This is a genomic window from Arthrobacter sp. zg-Y40 (assembly GCF_020731535.1).
Taxonomy (GTDB): Bacteria; Actinomycetota; Actinomycetes; order Actinomycetales; family Micrococcaceae; genus Arthrobacter_B.
The window spans coordinates 163,380-182,248 of record NZ_JAJFZS010000011.1 but is presented as its reverse complement, the minus strand read 5'-3'; the positions used below and the strand labels follow the sequence as shown (position 1 = coordinate 182,248).

At 64.1% G+C, this 18,869-nt stretch carries 10 protein-coding genes; 2 read left to right on the top strand and 8 right to left on the bottom strand.

What is annotated here, in order from left to right:
- Window positions 1-97 precede the first annotated feature (97 nt).
- A complete protein-coding gene (locus LJ754_RS12245; protein WP_227926805.1) occupies window positions 98-2,845 on the bottom strand; it encodes a beta-glucosidase in 2,748 nt (915 codons plus the stop codon).
- Window positions 2,846-3,122: 277 nt separating this feature from the next.
- On the opposite strand from LJ754_RS12245, the gene LJ754_RS12240 reads away from it, so the two are divergent.
- The gene (locus tag LJ754_RS12240; RefSeq protein WP_227926804.1) at window positions 3,123-4,058 is read left to right on the top strand and encodes an alpha/beta hydrolase; all 936 of its coding nucleotides are present in this window, start codon (window positions 3,123-3,125) and stop codon (window positions 4,056-4,058) included.
- A gap of 46 nt (window positions 4,059-4,104) precedes the next feature.
- Here the strand turns inward: LJ754_RS12240 and LJ754_RS12235 are convergent, their stop codons facing one another.
- Together LJ754_RS12235 and LJ754_RS12230 are read right to left on the bottom strand one after the other, a co-directional pair.
- Entirely contained in the window at window positions 4,105-6,861 is a 2,757-nt protein-coding gene (locus tag LJ754_RS12235) for a beta-glucosidase (protein ID WP_227926803.1), read from the bottom strand.
- Between the two features lie 356 nt (window positions 6,862-7,217).
- Window positions 7,218-7,700 carry a hypothetical protein gene (locus tag LJ754_RS12230; protein WP_227926802.1) on the bottom strand — a complete coding sequence of 161 codons (483 nt, stop codon included), beginning with the start codon at window positions 7,698-7,700 and terminating at the stop codon, window positions 7,218-7,220.
- Window positions 7,701-7,884: 184 nt separating this feature from the next.
- Here LJ754_RS12230 and LJ754_RS12225 point away from each other — a divergent pair, with 184 nt between their 5' ends.
- On the top strand, window positions 7,885-8,262 hold the full coding sequence (locus tag LJ754_RS12225) for a hypothetical protein (protein WP_227926801.1): 378 nt from the start codon (window positions 7,885-7,887) through the stop codon (window positions 8,260-8,262).
- A 4-nt stretch (window positions 8,263-8,266) separates the two neighbouring features.
- Here the strand turns inward: LJ754_RS12225 and LJ754_RS12220 are convergent, their stop codons facing one another.
- From LJ754_RS12220 to LJ754_RS12200, 5 genes are all read right to left on the bottom strand, one after another.
- Entirely contained in the window at window positions 8,267-8,878 is a 612-nt protein-coding gene (locus LJ754_RS12220; protein ID WP_227926800.1) for a phosphatidic acid phosphatase, read from the bottom strand.
- Window positions 8,879-8,939: 61 nt separating this feature from the next.
- Entirely contained in the window at window positions 8,940-10,211 is a 1,272-nt protein-coding gene (locus LJ754_RS12215) for an arginine deiminase (RefSeq protein ID WP_227926799.1), read from the bottom strand.
- 168 nt (window positions 10,212-10,379) lie between these two features.
- Window positions 10,380-11,447 (bottom strand): MrcB family domain-containing protein, encoded by a 1,068-nt coding sequence (locus tag LJ754_RS12210; protein WP_227926798.1) that lies wholly within the window; start codon window positions 11,445-11,447, stop codon window positions 10,380-10,382.
- A 323-nt stretch (window positions 11,448-11,770) separates the two neighbouring features.
- Entirely contained in the window at window positions 11,771-17,431 is a 5,661-nt protein-coding gene (locus LJ754_RS12205) for an ATP-binding protein (RefSeq protein WP_227926797.1), read from the bottom strand.
- Entirely contained in the window at window positions 17,428-18,867 is a 1,440-nt protein-coding gene (locus LJ754_RS12200) for a hypothetical protein (protein ID WP_227926796.1), read from the bottom strand. Before LJ754_RS12200 ends, LJ754_RS12205 begins: the two co-directional genes overlap by 4 nt.
- Window positions 18,868-18,869: the final 2 nt, after the last annotated feature.

Here is an 18,869-nt window from a genome sequence, read left to right as displayed (position 1 = left end):
AAAGCGGGTCCTCACGGCAGGGAGCCCGGGGCGAAAACGCCCCGGGCTCCCTGCTTTGCACTCCCTCCTTGCACTCCTGCTGTCAGCTCAGCAGCAGCTACTCCACCGTGATGAACCCCGCGAGCCGGGTGTCATTCACGGAGCTGCCCACGTAAATGGGCACCTGCCCGGTCGGCGTCACCCAGCCGTTCGCCGCAGTGTCCCAGTACTGCAGGGAGCGCGGATCCAGGTCGATGTTCACCGTCCCGGCCGCCCCGGGAGGCAGCGTGATGCTGGCGTATCCGGCCAGCTGCCGGGCCGGCGTCGGGATGACCGTGGGCAGGTTCCCCACGTACACCTGCACCGTTTCCTGCCCCTCGCGGGTGCCCAGGTTGGTGACCTGCACCGAGACTTCCGCGGAGCCCGGATCCGCCGCGTCCACCACCGAGGTGGACAGCAGGTTCCCGTACTGGAACCGCGTGTAGGAGAGCCCGTGCCCAAACGGGAACAGCGGCGTCAGGCCCTGCGTGGTGTAGGACTTGTAGCCCACAAACACACCCTCTACATACGGGACCACCGGATCCACCTCGTTGATCAGGTAGAAGGTGTTCTGCTGCCCGGCCTGCGTGGCCTGCTGTTCGGACACCGGGAAGGTGACCGGCAGCTTGCCGGACGGGTTCGCGTCCCCGTACAGCAGCGACGCCACCGCGGTGCCCTGCGCCTGCCCCGGATACCAGGTTTCCAGCACCGACGGCACGGCATCCAGCCACGGCATGGTGACCGGCCCGCTGGTGGCCAGCACCACAATGGTGTTCGGGTTCGCCGCGGACACGGCCCGGATCAGCCGGTCCTGGTCCTGCGGCAGGGTCAGCGTGCCGCGGTCGGCGGCCTCCCCGGTGTAGTCGCGGGCGACGACGACGGCCACCGAGTTGCGCGAGGCGACGTCCACTGCTTCCTGGATGGACGGGGACAGGGCGTTCTCCGGAGCGAACCAGCCCAGCCGCATCATGGCGCCGGGCTGGTCATTGAGGCCCCCGTTGAACTGGTTGGGAGCGTCCGTGGTGTATTCCACCCGGATCGGCACCTGCTGCCCCGCTGCCAGGTTGATCGCGGACTCGGTCTGGTTGTACGGGGCCGGTTCCCCGGTGCTGACCAGGGTGTTGTCGATGTACAGCCGGGCGGTGCCCAGATGCGCCATGGTCAGGGTGTAGTCCCCGGTGGCCGGAGCCACCAGGGTTCCGGTCCACACCACGGACATGGGCGCGGAGACCAGCGGGACCGGCAGTCCGGGCACCTGGGAGGTGTTGATGGTGTCCGCGGAAATACCGGTGCGCAGGTTGATCTGCCGTTCGGAGCGGGCCACCACCGTGTCGCCGGTGAAGTTGTTGATCCCGCTGCGGTACTCGGCCTGCACGTTGGTCAGCACCGTGCTGGGGATCGGCGGGGCGCCGGGCAGCGTGTCGGCCAGCGATACCGGGTCGGTGCCGGCAGCGTATTCCACGTCCGCGTCCCCGGCCCGGGCGGTGATCCCGTCCAGGATGGTGGTCAGCCGTGCCGGGTTGGGAATGGCCCCGGAGCCGCCGCCGTCGATGTACCAGTCGGCGTCGGAACCGATCACCGCCACCGAAGGCGTGGTGGAGGCCAGCGGCAGCGCGCCGTCGTTCTTCAGCAGCACCGCGGCGTCCTCGGCAATGTCCTCGGCAATCACGGCGTGCGCGTCCAGCTGGTTCGTTGGCACCGGGACGTTGGTGGGCTGCGGGTTCACGAAGGACCCCGGAGGCGGGTTGTCGAAAATGCCCTTCGCGAACATGGTCAGGGCCACCCGCCGGGCGGCGTCGGTCACCCGTGCCTCGGACACTTCCCCGTTCTGCACTGCCGCCAGCAGCGCCGGCCCGGAGAACTCCAGGCCCGGCCCGGCGACGTCGAGCCCCGCGGCGTAGTCCGCGAAACTGTGCGCGGCGTTGAAGTCCGAGGAGACAAACCCCCGGAAGCCGAGCTGGGTCTTGAGGATCCCGTTGAGCAGCGGCGCGTTGCCGCAGGCGAACTCGGTGTTGACCTTGTTGAAGGAGCACATGATGGCGCCCGGATCGGCGTCGCGGACCACGGTTTCCCATGGCCGCGTGTAGGTCTCCTGCAGGGTCCGCTCGTCCACTTCCACGTCCACGTGTCCGCGCCGGGATTCGAAGTTGTTCAGGTTGTAGTGCTTGACCAGCGCGGAAATGTCCGCGCCCTGTTCGCCCTGCACCTGCGAGGCGGCGATGGACCCGCTGAGCAGGGGATCCTCGCCCAGGTCCTCCCACATCCGCCCGTTGTACGGGGTCTTGACCAGGTCCATGGTGGGCCCGGCGAGCGCGTTCCAGCCGGTGGCGCGGGCTTCCTCCCCGCCCACGGCCCCGTAGGCGCGGGCGTAGGTGTTGTTGAAGGTGGAGGCCAGGCCGACGCCGACCGGCAGCGCCGTGGTCACGGTGTCTTCCAGCGCCAGGCCGCAGCAGCCGTCTTTGCTGCGGATGGCCGGCAGGCCGAGCTCGGGCACGCCGGGGCCGCCGCTTTGGACCAGATAGTTGACCTTCTGCTCCAGGGTCATGGCGTTGACCACCAGCAGGGCCCGCAGCTCCGGGGACAGCGAGGCATCGCGCCAGGGCTGGTCCTCGACCTGCTGCGGTTCGGGGGCGTCCAGGTTTATCGCTGGAACGGTGGCCGGGACCGTGGCCGGGAAGCCGGCAGCACTGGCTGCCGGGAGGAAGCTGGTGGTGGCGAGCAGTGTGCCGGCCACCAGTGCCAGCACCCTTCGGAGGAATTTGGCGGGGTTCGAGGAGTTGGATGTACGACGGCGGGGCGGCCCGCCGGTGCTGCGGTTTTCTTCCATGGTGGTTCCCTCATACGGGCCGCGTTCACCCCCTGGGCGCGGCGGCTACCGCTGGACATCCGCCGTGAGTTACGGGCGGATCAGGGCACGGCGGGGCGCTCGGTGTATCCCCCGGTGAGGCCGCCCCGGCCGCTGGACTGCCGGACCGAAAGTGCGGGTGCGGCGAGTGATGGGGGAACGCTATGGAGGCGTGCGGGCACGGTCAACCGAGATGTGCGGGGTTGGGTGCGGGGCGTGCTAGATTGCTTGTCCCATCCGGCGACCCCAGGAGCAGCACATGCAGGTCCATCCCCAGGCACAGGCGTTTCTCGACCTCTTGAAGGATGCTCCGCCGCTGGACACCCAGACCGCCGAGCAGAACCGCGCCGATCTGGAGAACGCCCTGCCCCTGACCGGCGCCGCTGTTGACCTGTTTTCGGTCCAGGACCGGACCATTGCCGGGGTGCCGGTCCGGGTCTATTCGCCGGACGCGCCGAACGGGACGCTGCCCGGGGCAGTTGTCTACTTCCACGGCGGCGGCTGGGTGCTCGGCGATTTGGAGATCGCGGACACGACGGCCCGCGCCCTCGCGCGGCATTCCGGCGCCGTCGTCGTCAGCGTGGATTACCGCAAGGCGCCCGAGCATGTGTTTCCCGCGGCCGCCGACGACGCCGAAGCGGTCACCCTTGCCCTGCTCTCCGGGGAGTCGGGGCTGGCCATCGATCCGAACCGGGTGGCCGTGGCCGGGGACAGTGCCGGCGGCAACCTGGCAGCGGTCACCGCCCAGCAGTTGGCCGGGCACATGCCGCCGCTGGCACACCAGGTGCTGGTTTATCCGGTGACCGATGCCCGCGTGGGCTCCACGGCGAGCTACGCCGAGTTCGCGGACGGGCACTTCCTGACCCGGCGGGACATGCAGTACTTCGTGGACACCTACGCCGGTGGTGCGGACCTGAAGGATATCCGGCTCTCCCCGGCCCGGAATCCAGATCTTTCCGGTGTGGCCCCGGCAACCGTGATCACCGGCGAGTGCGATCCGCTGCGGGACGAGGGCGAGGCGTATGCCCGTCAGCTGCGGGAGGCGGGCGTGCCCACCACCGCGGTGCGCTTCGGCGGGCAGGTGCATCCCTTCCTGTACATGGCCGGATTGATTGACGACGCCGGCGCGGCACGGGAGTTCATCGGCGCCCGGCTCCGGCAGGCCCTGGCAGCGGACGCGGTCCTGCCCGGATAGGAAAACAGGGGCCCGGAGCGTAGCGCTCCGGGCCCCTGCGTCCGGGTTAGACCACCGTGATGAACCCGGCCAGCCGGATGTCATCCACGGAGCGGCCCACGTAGATGGGCACTTGGCCGGTGGGGGTGACCCAGCCGCCCGCGTTGACGTCCCAGTACTGCAGGGACTGCGGATCCAGGTCGATATTCACCGTCCCGATCCCGCCGGCCGGCAGCGAAATGCTGCCGTAGCCGGCCAGCTGCCGGGCCGGCGTCGGCACGCCGGTGGGCAGGTTCCCCACGTACACCTGCACGGTTTCCTCTCCCGGATAGGTGCCGATGTTGGTCACCTGCACCGCCACTTCGGCGTCCGGATCGTTGGCGTCCACCTCCGGCGTCGCGAACAGGTTCGCGTAGTCGAACCGGGTGTAGGAGAGCCCGTGCCCGAACGGGAACAGCGGCACCGCGCCCTGGGTGGTGTACGCCTTGTAGCCGACAAAAACGCCTTCGGCGTACGGCACCACCGGGGACACCGTGGTGAGGAAGTTGAACGGATACGGCGGGGTCACCGCAGACGCCTGCTGGTCGCTGACCGGGAACGTGACCGGCAGCTTGCCGGAGGGGTTCACGTCCCCGAACAGCACGGACGCCACCGCCCGGCCCTGCGCCTGCCCGGGGTACCAAGCTTCGAGGACGGAGGGTACCGCGTCGATCCACGGCATGGTCACCGGGCCGCTGGTGGCCAGCACGACCACGGTGTTCGGGTTCGCCGCAGTGACCGCGCTGATCAGCGCGTCCTGGTTCTGCGGCAGGGTCAGGGAACCGCGGTCCGCGGCCTCGCCGGTGTAGTCCCGGGCCACGATGACGGCCACGGAATTGCGGGAAGCAACGTCCACGGCCTCCTGGATGGAGGGCTGCAGCACGCCGGCCGGCGGGGTCCAGCCCAGCCGGATCATTGCGCCCGGCTGGTCGTTCAGTCCGCCGTTGAACTGGTTCGGGGCGTCGGTGATGTATTCGATCCGGATCGGAATGCGCTGGCCTTCGGCCATGTTCACGCCGATTTCCTGCGTGGCCAGGTTGTCCGCCGGCTCGTTGATCACTTCCGCACCGTCCAGGAACAGCCGGGCGGTGCCAAGGTGGGTCAGCGAGAACGTGTAGTTCCCGGTGGCCGGCGCCACGATGGTGCCGGTCCACACCGCCGTCATGGGCGAGGCGGCCAGCTCCCCACCCACGCCGGGCACCTGGGAGGTGTTGATCTCGTCCGCGGAGATGCCGGTGCGCAGGTTCACCTGCTGTTCGGTGCGGGCCAGGGTGGGGGTTCCCTCGAAGTTGTTCAGCCCGAGCCGGTATTCGGCATTCACGTCGGTCAGCACTCCGCTGGGCAGCGGGGGCGGGCCGGGGATGGTGTCGCCCAGGCCCACCGGGTCGGTGCCGCGGGCGTATTCCACGCTTGCGTCCCCGGCCCGGGCGGTGATGCCGTCCAGGATGGTGGTCAGCCTTGCCGGGGTCGGCACGGCACCGGAGCCGCCGCCGTCGATGTACCAGTCGGCGTCGGAGCCGATCACCCCGATGGATGGAGTGCCCGCTGCCAGCGGCAGGGCGCCGTCGTTCTTCAGCAGCACCGTGCCCGCCTCGGCGACGCTCTGTGCAATGGCGTCGTGCGCGTCCAGCATGTTCGCCGGGATGGGAATATCGGTGGGCTGCGGATTCACGAAGGTGTCGATGGGCGGGTTGTCCACAATGCCCTTGGCGAACATGGTGCGCGCCACCCGGCGGGCGGCGTCGGTCACCCGCGCCTCGGACACGGTGCCGTTCTGTACCGCGGCCAGCAGGTTCGGGCCGGAGAATTCCAGCCCCGGACCGGAGACGTCCAGCCCGGCGGCGTAGTCCGCGAAGCTGTGTGCGGCGTTGAAGTCCGAGGTGACAAACCCGGCGAACCCGGTCTGCGTCTTGAGGATCTGGTTCAGCAGCTGGTCATTGCCGCAGGCGTACTCACCGTTGACCTTGTTGAAGGAGCACATGATGGAGCCGGGATCGGACTCCTCCACCATCTGCGCCCAGGGCCGGACGTAGGTTTCCTGCAGCGTCCGCTGGTCCACCAGCACGTCCACGTTTCCGCGCCGGGTCTCGAAGTTGTTGAGCATGTACTGCTTGGGAAGGGCGGAGACGGAGGCGCCCTGCTCGCCCTGCACCTGGGCGACGGCGCTGTCCCCGCTGACCAGCGGATCCTCGCCGAAGGCCTCCCAGAGCCGCCCGTTGTAGGGGGTTTTGCCCAGGTTCATGGTGGGGCCGGCAATGGTGTTGTAGCCGGTGGCGCGGGCTTCCTCCCCGGCAACGGCACCGTAGGCGCGGCCGAGGGTGGGATCGAGGGCGGATGCCAGGCTCAGCCCCACCGGGAGGGAGGTGCTGGGTTCGGTTTCCAGGGCCAGCCCGCAGCAGCCGTCCTTGCTGCGGATGGGCGGGATGCCGAACTCGGGTACCCCGGTGCCGCCGCTCTGGACCAGCAGTTCCACCTTCTGTTCCAGGGACATGGCGGCAACCACCAGGGTGGCCCGCAGGTCCGGGGAAAGGCTGGGATCGCCCCAGGGGAACTGGGAGATGTCCGGCGGGGCGGCCTGCAGGATGTCTACGCCGGTCTGCGCCGGTTCGGCGGCCACGGCGGCCACCGGCAGGAAGCTGCCGGCCATCAGCAGTCCGGCGAGCAGGGCGGTGGTTCTCTTGCGGATGCTTCTCTTGGGGATGGTTTTGCGGAAGATGTGTGGGGTTGGCCGGGACCGGGTGGCCCGGCGGCGGGGTGACTGGTTGATACTTCGCTTTGGTTCCATGGTGCTTCCCTCATACGGGCCGCGTTCACCCCCTGGGCGCGGCGGCTACCGCTGGAATCCGCCGCCACTGGCGTGCGGACAATACGCCGCCGGGGCTCCCCTGCGTCCCCCACGGGGTGCCCCGGCCGCTGACCTGCCGGCCCCGTCAGTGGGGGTGCGGCGAGTGATGGGGGAACGCTATGGAGGCGTCCGGGCAGGGTCAACCGAGATGTGCGGGGTTGGGAGCGACGCGGGCAGATTGGTGCTGCCGAGGGGGTGCGCAACCAAGGTGGACAACCAGGTTGAGCAGGGCCCGCCCTCCCCGGCAGGGGAACCACTGCCCACAGCGCGGCGGCCGGGCAGGATTTACAGGGTAATTACCGGAAGGTTCGTTCAAAGGTGCTGTCGCTGTCGCAGTCCTCGGGCAGCAGGGCCATGGAGAGCAGGTAGGCGACCTGTTCGGCGGCACGTTCTGTTTCGTTCCAGTCCAGGGACCGGGCGAGCATCCGGCGGATGCCCTGCCGGCTGCCGACGTGCTGGAACACCGAGGGCATGGTGGTTTCCACTCCCCCGCAGCCGCGGTGGCGCAGCAGGATGTGCCCGAATTCGTGGCAGGCGGCGTGCGTGCGGTGCAGCCGGTGGTCGCCGGAGGGCAGCAGGATGATGGACTTGGTTTCCTTCTCGATCCAGAGCCCGGTGACGGACGGGATCACGGAGGAGTCAATGTCGCGCAGTTCAATGGGTTTGCCGTGCGTTTTCGTCACGGCGGCGAGCAGGTCATCGAAGGTGACGTGCTCGTCCAGCTCCAGGGCGTCGACTACCGCTTTCGAGGTTGCCCGCTTCGGCTTCCGAAAACGCATTGGCATTGCTTCCCCCTGTTGTTTCACGCGTCCGTGTTTCACAAGTTGCGTCTATGGAAAGAGACTGAACCGACTTTATCGCACGTTGGGGTGGGAGTCGGTGGGGGGGCAGTGGCGTGGCGAGTGGGCGGGGGCGCCTGAGGAGCGAAGGTGGTCGCTCTCCGAACCGACACGATAATGGGGCATGCATAAGCGCAGGCTGCTGCTCCGGGCGGTGAAGGCGTTTCACACGTTCGTGTGGTTAACCGTTGAGGGCTGCATGCTTTACGTGCTGATCGCCGGAATACGGAAACGCTCCGACCGCAGGGCAGGGGCCGCGGCCGCGGTGGTCGCTGCTGAGACCTTGATCTTCGCCGGCAACGGATTTCACTGCCCGCTTACGGCGGTGGCGCGGGATCTGGGAGACGAAACCGGATCGGTCACCGACATCTATCTCCCGCACCGGCTGGCGAAGAACCTTCCCGCGATTCACGTCCCGCTGATCGTTATTGCGCTGGTCCTTCATGGACGGAACATTGCCGCCCAGAAGACTGTGGAGAGGAACAACGTGCAGCCCGCGTGAGTGGTTAGGGCAGCAACAGGGCGGCGGCGAAAGCGAGGCAGCCGGCGGCATGACCGGCCAGGACCTGCGTGGGGGTGTGCGCGCCGAGCTTTATCCGGGACCAGCCCGTGGCCGAGGCCAGCAGCAGGGCCAGCGCCGCACCGAGTGCCGGGACCGGTGCCAGCAGGGCCAGGCCGACGTAGGCGGCGACAGCGGAATGCACCGAGAGCTTCCACACCAGGTTCGCTACCAGGCAGAGCATCATGCCGATGAAAACGCCGCCGATTTCGCCGAACAATTCCGCCGGGGCATCCAGCAGGAACAGGACCAGCGCACCGATGACCATGGACGCTGCGGAAGCACCCAGGATCGGAGCCCGCTGGCTGCGCACGCCAATGTGGTGGTCACTCACCTTGCCGCGGTGTTTTAGCACCAGGATCCCGGCGAACGGCAGCCCAACGGTGAACAGCGCCGCGAGGGTGCCCTGCAGCCAGGTCACGCCCGGCGTGAGCAGGGGCTGGAGCAGCAGGAGGATCCCCACCAGGACGGTCGGGGCGGTTGTTTCGGTGACGATGCGCGCCGCGCGCGTGGAGGCGGCGGAGGCTTGCGGGGTGTGCTGCTGCAGGGTGGAGGGCATCAGTCGATTCTACTGGGGCGGGGCGGCCGGGGCGTCGTGCCGCCGCCGGCCGCCGTCGTTGTTAGTCGAGCGGATCCCGGATGATCGGGCAGGTCATGCAGTGCCCGCCGCCGCGGCCGCGGCCCAGTTCGGCGCCGACGATCGGGATGACCTCGACGCCGGCGTTGTGCAGCGCGGCGTTGGTCTGGGTGTTGCGGTCATAGGTGAACACCACCCCGGGCTCGAGGGCGACGGCATTGTTCGCGCTGTCCCACTGCTGGCGTTCGGTGGCGTGGTAGTCCCCGGCGGTCTCCACCAGGCGCAGCTTTTTGTAGCCCATGGCTTCGGCGACCACGTCCACGAAGCGGCGGTCCCGGTGGTCGCGGATCTCCATCCCGGGGGCCTTGTCCGAGGGGTGGATGGTGAAGGGGTGGATTCCGTCCACGATGGCCGGGTGGATGGTGGCAAGGTCCCGGTCCGCGAAGGTGAACACGGTGTCCAGGTGCATCGCCGAGCGCAGCTTGGGCATGCCGGCAACCACGATCCGCTCCGCGGCTTCATCCTTGAACAGGGCCTGCGCGAGCTGGGTGATGGCCTGCCGGGAGGTCCGCTCCCCCATGCCCAGCAGCACGGTGCCGTTGCCCACGGGCATGACGTCGCCGCCCTCCAGGTAGGCCTGGCTCCAGTCCTTTTCCGCATCGCCCCACCAGATTTTCGCGCCTACGTAGTCCGGGTGGAAGCGGTAGATGGCCTGCATCAGCAGGGTTTCGTCGTGCCGGGCCGGCCAGTACAGCGGGTTCATGGTCAGCCCGGAGCCGATCCAGCAGGTGGTGTCCCGGGTGTAGAGGGTGTTGGGCAAAGGCGGCAGCAGGTACTCCGGCCGGCCGGTGGATTCGCGGACCAGGGCGACGTAGCTGCCGAGGTAGTCATCGGGAACGTCCGACGTCGTCAGCCCGCCGATGAGGTAGCGCGCCAGCTCCGCGCCGGTCAGCGAATCCAGGAACAGCCGGGTGCCGGCGACCAGCCCCAGGCCGACCCGGTTGGCGATGATCTTGCGGTCCAGCAGCCAGGTCCGGGCTTCGGGGATGTCCATGGTGGCACCGAGCAGGTCGTGGAGTTCGACGACGTCGACGCCGCGGTCGGTCATCTGGGTGACGAAGTCGGCGTGGTCGCGCTGGGCGTTTTCCACCCACATCACGTCGTCGAACAGCAGGTCTTCACGGTTGGTGGGGGTGAGCCGTTCGTGCGCCAGGCCCGGGGCGCAGACCAGGACCTTGCGCAGTTTCCCGACCTCGGAGTGGACGCCGTAGGTGGAGGCGAGGCCTTGTGGGGCGGCGGGGACGGGGGAAGACATGGGTGACTCCTTTATCAGCAGGCTTACCAGCATCCTTGCAGACGGAGGGGCAGGGGCCGAATCGGAGGAGTCCTGCGGGCTCGACATCCCGATGGCCGCAAATATGAAACATCTCGACTTCAGCTTCTTCCGCAAAGGATTGCATCTCCAAATTTGCCGAAGAACAGCTTAGATCAGACCGAACTTCAAAGCAGATTCTGAGGCCTGCCAACCGTTTTCGCCCTTCCAAACAGAGGCGATATCGAGACCCTCTAACAACTTTACATACAGCTCCCCGATCGGCTCGGTGAACAATGCCATCAGATGCGGTTTATTTTCCTGCTCATACAGAACGTACGCGTATTCCATGAGCTGACCAATAGCGGCTCGGACGGCCTGCGCCGCATTCCCGTTATAGATGACTTTGGCTTCCACAAGCCAGTGCCCTCCATTAGCCTCCAAGGTAAGATCCCGTGGATGCACTCGTTCGTTCCGCGGTTGGTGTCCGAGGCTCTTCGCGACTTCCGCGTAGTCAGCCAGAAGGCGCTCATGCCTGTCTGCCCGCCGACGATGGGTTCCGCCCTCAAGTTGCACTAGGTAGTCCTGGCGGTCCTTGGGCTTGAATCCATATGCAGACTCTCCCGGCTCCAGCCTCCCAACCGGGCTTCCGGTCCGAACCGCTCCGGGCTCAGTCACAAGCAATGCCCGCTTAGCTACAATAGACTTCTGGTATAGCCCGACCATCCGGCGCAAATCCTCAATGAGTTGCTCCTCCGGCGGCAGGTCGGCCAGCGAGTAGGTGGTCGCAGCGATGTTTCCTGCCGTGTAGCCGGCTTGACGCCGCTCGGTGCCAAAGTCGACCTCGGTGTCCAGACCTGTCAGGTCCGAAGTGAGTGCTGCCCGAATCCGTTCTGCCGATTCCCTAAGGACTGGGCGCGCATCCTTGTATCCAATACTCTTGCTTAGTTTGGTGATGCCCTGATTCAGGGTAAGCACGACCTCCGTAAGGTTCTGCTGGAACATGTAAAAGAGGTAGATGCCGTTACCCGGATCAGGGGCCTCGTCCGGATCCATAATGCCGATCCACGGAGTGAACGTTGCCGTTCCCTTCCCGCCGCTGCCCTCCACCTTAAGCCCGCCAGGTAACAGCGGCTTGAAGACACCCTCCGCAAGCCGCAGCAAGCGGTGGCCCTCGGAGTGAAGAGAGTCCATCGCATAGCCCGCGGCGATTTGTTGCAGATATTCCCGTATGTCCATTGGCTTATAGTATCTGCTGAACACGTGTAGGCATTGCCTGGGATACTAATTATTGACCTGCCGACTTTTTGACTTTTCGGCATCCATTCGGCGTGATTGCCAATGACTTGAGGTTTAGGTTCCTTTGGGACGACTTGCTGACAGGGCTTCGACCGGCAATAACCCCTTCCTTTAAATGACTTCTATCAACCTTGCATGGACGACACGGTGTCAGGACTCCAAAGCAACCTTGAGGAGGTATTAACAGGTTGTACCGCGGCGCGAATGAAACATGACTGTCGGTTTGAATACGTACGGCCGGTTGGCCGTACGTATTCAAACAGCTATTCGGTCAATTCATAAAACGGAGTTCCCCTTACAAACACCCCTTGGAAGTCCAAGGATTTATACAGGGCCTCATGGACCTTCAGCTTGGTGATCCGATCCGCGGTCTCCTTCGGCACACCGCTAAGTCCAAGCTGATCCAGTTCCTTGGGCGTCACGTTGGGCACCTTATGGATAAACCACGTAAGTAGCGGCTCACCATAGTTCGTGTGCGTGTTCTTGAAATGGGAGAGGTACTGTGAAGCGAGGATAACACCGAACCCGAACTCGCGGCCCTGAAGCATGATGTCCATGAGCACGGGGAAGTCGTACCTCATGATGTTCACCGCTTCATCAACCAGGAGGAATGAGTTCAATCGGCGCAACTGCTCCCCCGACTCCGAGGTGGCATATGGCCACTTTTTGCTCTGCAGCTTGTAGTCGTAGTACATGTTCAGGAAGAGCACGACAAGGGCATTCTTCGCGTTCTGATCCGCGCCCAAATCACTGAGCGCGACTACGAGGACAGTGTCTTCCAGCAGGTCACCAAAGGGGACCAGATGGTCCGGATCATCGCTGAATATCTCTCCCAGAACAAACGTGCTCAACATACTGGTTACAGAGTCGGCCGTGCCGGTTACTTCCCGGTATTCCTCGAGGATTTGGGACAGCCTAGGCGGCCTTCCATTCTGGTCTTCGTAGAGCTTGGTAATTACGGTAACCAGCCGCTCGCGTTGGACCGGTCCTACGCCGGAATAGATTTTCGCCAAGATGTCGGTAAAGGCGGTTGCCCGCTGATACGCCGCCAACTTTGTGTAGCCATTAGGCAGCGCAAAGATGTTGAGCGGTATACCCTGCGGGCGCAGAACCCGGCCACCAACTGCGGACAGGAACTCTTCGTCCTGGAAATCCCGCTTGTAGTCGAAGACCAGCGTAGAGACCGGCGTCTCCTGGGCTTCAGCTGCTTGGGACCGCAGCTGGGTGATGAGGGCCTTGAGCAGCTGGGTCTTGCCAGTTCCCAAATCGCCAACTACACCAACGTTCATTTGGTTCAGGGCAGTGTTACCCGGCCAGAAGACAGCTTCCTTGTCGCCAATCGAGTTGAGTACCCGGCCGACCGTGAACATTACGCCTTCACCGCGGATGCCTTCCTTGAAAGGTCCATCAACTTCCGCTTCGGGCACAGGATCAACGGGTTCGGGCATCGGGTCAGAGGGCTCCGGTGTTGGCTTGACCACCGGCGGGGTTTCCTCCCGCGGGGCCAGATCCTGATCATCCTCTATGGCAGTGCCAGATTTATTCGAACCGTCAGGCACCTCCTTGGGCCGTCTAGCCCCAGTCTCGATACCCGGTTCCGGGATCGGAACGGAAGCCGGAGCCGGAGCCGGGGCCGGGGCTGGAGCCGGAGCCGGAGTCGGAGTCGGAGTGGGAGTCGGAGTGGGAGTCGGTCGAGATTGTGTTTCTTCGGCGTCGGCGTCCTGTGTTGCAGACCATTTCAGCAAACTGGCCCACTCGTCGATCACGGCACCCAGTCCGTCTTCGACCTGGCTTAGGGCCACGCCTGCGTTAGCGACCAGTGCACCGTATTCGCCAAACCCGGTTGCCCGGTCGGTGAAGGTTGCGAAGCCCTCCCCCGCTTCGGTTTCCGCATCATGAAGGAAATAGGTGATTAGTGGTTTACCCAGCTGGATATCCAACTCACCAAGCGCCACATTCTGAAGCCTGTCGGCAAGGGCGTCCGGGTTAGGGCTCCGGCTCGGAGTAAGGCGGACACCGGTCTCGACCAGCGTGGCCATGGCGTTGGCCCACAGCTCGCGGTCCGCGCTTGGCTCGCCGTCCCGAAGTTCATCCCATCTGGACTTCACCTTGGAAAGGAGCTCCATCGTGGACGCCAACTGCTCGACCGCTTCATTCAAGGTTGACTGTCCCGCCAGGGGCAGTGTCTTACTACCCCCGTTGGATTTGAGGCCATAGAACTTGATCTCGATGGGCGTCAATGTCAGGCCGGTATCGTCCAGACTGAGCACCAGAAGATCCGCGCGCCGGGAGGAGCTTTCCTTTGCCCCTTCTCCCGAGAGCGCCCGCAGGAAGGTATCGCAGGCATCGATCGGGAGTACGAACTGTTCAGTTTCGTTCGGGGTTGCCGAATCCATGAGCGCGAAAGCCAAATAGAAACCGAGCGCGCCGGACGCATGGGTGCCGCCCATGGACAACAGCGAGGACAGCCCGACTCCACGCGAGCCGAGCTTTCCCAATAACTCGTCGACGGCATTCTCGGAGGGTTCAGTGCCGAGCGCTTTTGCGAGGAGGGAACGGATCTGGTCGCGGAATCCCTGCGGAACGCGTGTCACGGAGACAAATGGTCGACGCTCCAAGGCCGGCACATCCCGTGACTTTTCCAAGAATGGCGGGCGCCATTCCCAAAGCATTTGGGCACTTCCACTGGAGGTTTTGATGAGTTCGGCCATCGCACTGGGGTTCATGAGCGCTTCGCCGGACACCGTCCAGTCCGCCGACTCGTCGACTAGCAACGCGTTGAAAAGCTTCGACATGACCTTGGGTTGGACAGAGGCTCCCTCGAGGGCCATGAGTGCGCGGGTGAACGGCTCCCACCCCGTTCCGGTCCTGAGCGCAGGGTGTGATTCAGTCTTCCTTGCACCCGTAGAAGGCGGAAGGTATGCCTCCAGCCTGCGAAGGGGGGTTCTACCCATAACCCCATAGTTGCCTTGGCCACCGACACCTACTTCCAATCGGACGCCACTATCTTGGAGGATGCGGATATTGCATGCCTTGGATGTGCCGTTTGAAGGCTGATACCGCGACCAAGTGAGGGGAACTCCCCCGGATTCCCTGACCAGCCTGGTCACGGCTTCCCTTGGCGCCTCTCCTCCACGGTTCAACGAATCCCAGATACGCGCTCCGCCACTCAGCTGAAGCGAGGACTTGGCTGACCATTCCTTCACTGTCGATAGCACGGCATCGTCGACTTCGCTAAGTCGAGACGTCGGCGTTAAGGCAGCGAGATCGACCGTCAAAGTAGAAACATGGGGATTCATTTTCCGATAGTTCCTGAGCGCCGCTGCTGCCGCAGTAGCGTTGAGACCGCTTGCGGCATTGCCCGGTGCGGGGTAGGAACCGAGCTTTCGTGGTGCAACCAGCGGTTCTGGACCGTCCACAGATGCCGCGACCAGCATCGACCAACCAAGGAAAACCTGACCGCTTCCGCTGTCGGTAGGGACTGCGATCATTTTTCCGTTGCCGCTATTCCTCGGCCCGATGAGGGGGATATTCCAGCCTTCTACTGTCCCCGCAAGTTCTTCAGCCTTAGACGCATGCCATAACGTGCTTTCGACTCCGGCCACCCATGCCAGACGGACGGGATGGAGCGGGCTCAGGAGAATGGATTGGCAACCAATCCCACCTTCCGTCTTCCAAGCGGAAATGCTAAACGGATAGGTGGCCCAGAAAATTGCCTCCGCATCCCCGCTCTGCCGCGCGAACTCCACCAAAGATGCATACGCGTCTAGATAACGCCGTAGCGCAGCTTTACCCTCGACACTTTCCCACAGGTGCCGCCATGATGATCGCGAGGGCCAGGCCCGGAAATCCACGCCATCGGCTGTCCGGCTTCGTGTCGCTTTTCCCACCTCTAGTTTCTTGAAGGCTTCACGCAGCTCATCCGCTTCGGCGGATTGGGCAATTTCGGCCGGAACGGAAAAATCGGAAATCTTGGGCCATAAGGCTCCAAGTTTGTTTTCCATAAGCAGGCCATGGACAGGAGAAAGGTCTTCGAAACCGGCTTCCCGGTCGATAGGAATGGCGACATGGCCCATGGTCTGCAAGAGCATGTCAGCATTCTCATCCTCCAATGCCTCAGAGAGGAAGGACTCATACGCGCCACGGATCGATTTCTGCGTGTCGTGATCCGCGCTGACTGGTCCAACCACTTGATTCTGGACTGCGGCCACCACCGGCGACTGGAAAGCAGTCTTTGGCTGTGCGGTTGTTAGGTTGAAGGCCTGATCGCCGATCAAGACCGTTGAGGCATTCCCCATCGGAAGCATGGACCACCATGCATTGGTCCGGCCGTCGAGAGGAGCGGCCTCCTTTCCTTCGACAAGGACCTCCGACGTCTGGCTGTCCCACATTACCGCGATATATGGGTTTCTGATGTCCTGCAGCTCTGCGGAATAAGGCACGTCGACAGGAGGCAGACTCCCGGAGGCGCCATACTTCTCCCGGCCCAGGTGCGCTATTTTGCCGGCGCCTGCCTTCCCCTTGTCTGGCCAGTAAATCAGCCCTGGCCCGAAGGGTCCTTTGAGGATGACGGTGCACGTAGCAGAGTCATCGACCCTCCCGGCCAGCGGATCCTGTGCACCAAGCTCAAGACCGACGGCAAGAGGCTTGGGAACGTGAGCGAAGGGCTCCTTACCAAGGGAGCGGATCAGGTTGCCGACGAACCACAGGTCTCCCTCGGGATCCAATTCAAGGAACCCCTCCCAACGTGTCTTCGGTGCCCGTACCGTTAGCTCGAGGCGGCTACCGTCCACCTCATCGACGGCGGTCAGGGTGGGGATCAAGATACGAACGGTTTCTGATATCAGCTGGAGGTTGCCCTGCTCTCCGGATACAAAGCTGTCGAGGAGGAAGGGGGCCATGCCGCCGGTGGGGATTTCGCGGTCGTGGCCGTCTTCAGAAAGGAGGGTCAGCTGCCCCTTCTTCTTTTTCGTGTTCTGGGGGTCGACGAATTGCCCTTCGGTCAAGCCTGCCAGGGCCTGCACGGACTGAATGTTGTTGCCGTGACGGATCAGCGCTGAGAGCGTGTTCTCTTCCGCAGCTAGCGTCTGGTCAAAACCAGCCCAGTCCATCCCGCCTAGTGGATGCGTCTCCCCAGCTGTCTCCGGGTGGAACTCGAGCTGCTTGACCGTCATTTGGACCTGGTCTTCGTCGGACCACCACTGTTCCAATGCGTCAACGAGGACCCCGTGCTTGCTGGTCAGTCCGGAGGTCTTCGCAGCCTTGGGCAGGCCAAACGCTGCATAGGTGTAACGCTCGAAGACTTCGTCCAGAACCAGCTCTGGTTCGTGCGTGGCGGAGTGGTCGAGGATTGAGTGTAAACGATCGAATCCGTCCGAAGCATTCTCAAGCCACAGGGCATTCCATGCCTTGGAACCTTGCCGAAGATTCTCTTGGACGCGGCGGAGATCATTCAGGCAGGAAGCCAACCGTTGTACGGCAGCATCCCTGTTCCAGTACGCGGCATCGAGCTTTCCTGCGGCGGAGAGCATCAGGTCAACCGCTTCGGAGGCAATGGCAGAGAGTGAGACCCGACCAGCCGGCGCAATCGGGAAATCCTGTCCAAGCACCTCGCGGAACGCCTGGATAAATGAGGCAAGGTCCGGGTGGCGCCCAACTACGACAGCGAGGCGGGATCCTTGCCGGTATTGGATGGCGGACTGAGACGTGAGCTTCAGGCATTCAGTATCGGAAAGGTTCTCCGTCCCCGCGGTGACGAGGATCGCGTAGGGCGGAGTGGCGGGCCGGGCCTGGTTTGCTGCACGAACAATGTCTTCGCCCATGCGTTCGCTTACGCCGTGCGGAAGGTAAGCAGCTGTCAATGCGTCCTCATTGGCTAGGAGCCGCCCGAGCACGCGTCCGAATATTCCAGCTGATTCCGTCATTTTGTTCCCCCTGAGAAAGCGCTTTGCACAATAACTGCCTGATCCGCATCCGCGCTCCCGCGCGCCAATCCGGCCCTCTCGAGGAGGGCGACCAGATCGTTGAGTTCTGGTTGCATGCCTAGATCCGCGAGCGAGGCCATCACATCCCGTACGTTGGACTCCTGCCCTGGTATACCGCAAGCCAAGCTCGCAACGACAGCGATCCACTCGGTTCCAGGATCAACCGTCATATATCGGCCGTTGGACCTGAGGAGGCCGTAGTAGTCGGCGGATGGCCCGGTGGCGTCGCGAGTCAGCAGTGCATACTTCACTGCTTCCCAGGCGTTGTTGGCGCCTTTTTCCTTGCTGCCCAAGGCCACGGTAAGGTCGGAACGCAGCTCGCCGTTTGAACCAAGGCGTTCCCATCCCTGAGTGAGGTTTTCGCTAGCGGGATAATCCTTAAGCTCGTCGGCCAAGAGCCTGCGGATTTTGTCTCCTCGATGGATTCGCCAACTCAGCACGGGCGCCACATCCCGAACTGACGTCATGGAGCGCGAGGATTTCCATGGCAGGACTTCCCCAACTTCGGAAGCAAGCCAATCCACGAGGTCCTGGCCCTTAGCAGGACCTTCACTCCTCAGAAGCTTTCGGGCAATGGTTTCATACCAGGCAGCTTCCCACAGGAACCCCATCCCCACCCCCAGGCGAAGTACCGTCGTCGCCCAGTCGACCCATACCCGGGCAGGCAGGGCCTCGACCCATGGGCGGGAGGTGAGAGTGTCCCAGGAGCGTGCCAGCCAGGAGTACGGTGTGCCGGCAAGGACGCTGCTTCCGGCAAGTCGGGCGGCAGTCTTGTCCATAGGATCCTCGCGTGCATCCTTGCGGGGCTCCCCCAGCAGTGAGCCGTCGACAGCCGCATCCAGCGCCCGAAGCAAACTGTCCATTTCCATTCGCGTCGCGGTTGCATGGAGCCACTGGGCGGTCATGCTCCCGCGGGCCGACTTCGCTCCACCGCCCAGTCCGTACATCGTTTCCATGATCTCGGCGAGGTCTGGCGGATTCTTTGCCCCTTGAAGTCCGCGCATATTCTGCAGCAACGCCAGACCCGGCGTTATCGGGGTGGCAGGCTGCTTCCCGCTTTTTTCCGCCCGCACGCCCACCACGCTGTTCAGCACCGCCCGGGCAAGCATCTCCGGAGCAACCTGCGACTTCACACCGGAGTCCTTCAGCGCCTCGCCGAACTTCGCCAGGCTTTCATTGCTACCCGGCTCCGTTGCCCGGAGGGTGAAGGTCTTGGGTTGCTTGTTCCCCAAATCTGCCCGGTAGACGAGGCCGATGGGTTCGCCGTCGAGCTCCACGTCGTACGCCCTCCACGCAAGTGCAGAGATCAGGGCCTCGGGAACAGCAACGTATTGCGGCCGTGGAAGGGGAAGAATCATCTTCTGTTGGATCGACATGT